Annotated in this window: 2 tRNA genes and 2 rRNA genes; all 4 read right to left on the reverse strand. The window is 41.4% G+C overall.

What is annotated here, in order from left to right:
- Window positions 1-104 (reverse strand): 23S ribosomal RNA (locus HX743_RS16115); the annotation flags it as partial.
- Window positions 105-497: 393 nt separating this feature from the next.
- Window positions 498-573: transfer RNA gene (locus HX743_RS16120), tRNA-Ala, on the reverse strand.
- A 112-nt stretch (window positions 574-685) separates the two neighbouring features.
- Window positions 686-762: transfer RNA gene (locus HX743_RS16125), tRNA-Ile, on the reverse strand.
- Window positions 763-920: 158 nt separating this feature from the next.
- Window positions 921-1,000, reverse strand: a 16S ribosomal RNA gene (locus HX743_RS16130); the annotation flags it as partial.

The raw sequence follows: 1,000 nt of genomic DNA on the forward strand, positions 1-1,000 counted from the left end.
ATCAAAGGATATTTGCCGCCTCCCCGGAGCTTTTCGCAGGCTATCACGTCTTTCTTCGCCTCTGACTGCCAAGGCATCCACCACATGCACTTAATTACTTGACTATACAACCCCAAACAGTCGTTAATCCCTACAAGTAGGATTAAGACAATTAAATAAATAATCAATGATCTATTTAATCTACAGTTCAAAGTCTTGTGCACTTAAGCACTGTACAGCTTCAATCTAAATTCATATACCAAAACGCTTGATTCAGTTAATTTGCTAGTTCTCATTTCAATTCGTAATTAAACCGTAACACCGAAGTATTACTGTCAATCTTGAATTAAATGAGTTGAACAATTTATTTCAGACTCAATTTTTGCCAATCTGTTAATGAATTAATGCGTCTTCGTCAGATCGCACTAAATACTGTGATATTTAAATCACAGAACTTAATAAGCTTATACTTACTAAATTCTGTAATCTTTAGCTTATACCCATACTCAATAAGTACGTGGTGGAGACTAGGAGAGTCGAACTCCTGACCTCCTGCGTGCAAAGCAGGCGCTCTACCAACTAAGCTAAGTCCCCAGCTTATCATCTGTGATTCGATGTATCGTAAACTCTGTTAAGGCGAATGCTTAACTCGAGCATAGCTCTCGTCTTGCGCTCGGGCGAAACATGTTTCGCTGACCCTCGCTCATGGTGGGTCTGACAAGACTTGAACTTGTGACCCCACGCTTATCAAGCGTGTGCTCTAACCAACTGAGCTACAGACCCTGAGAAAAATCAAAGCATCGCTTTGTATTTTTCGCAAGACAAACGCAGTGCGTAGTATCTGCTACTCAATCCAATTCGAAAACCTCGAATTATCTTTTAAGACACATCGTCATGAAGAACAACTTGTTGTGGATTCTTACCAATCGTCAATCTTTCGTTAAGGAGGTGATCCAGCCGCAGGTTCCCCTACGGCTACCTTGTTACGACTTCACCCCAGTCATCGGCCACACCGTGGTAA

Origin of the sequence: Acinetobacter sp. Swhac1, assembly GCF_013390985.1 — a bacterium.
GTDB classification, from domain to species: domain Bacteria; phylum Pseudomonadota; class Gammaproteobacteria; order Pseudomonadales; family Moraxellaceae; genus Acinetobacter; species Acinetobacter towneri.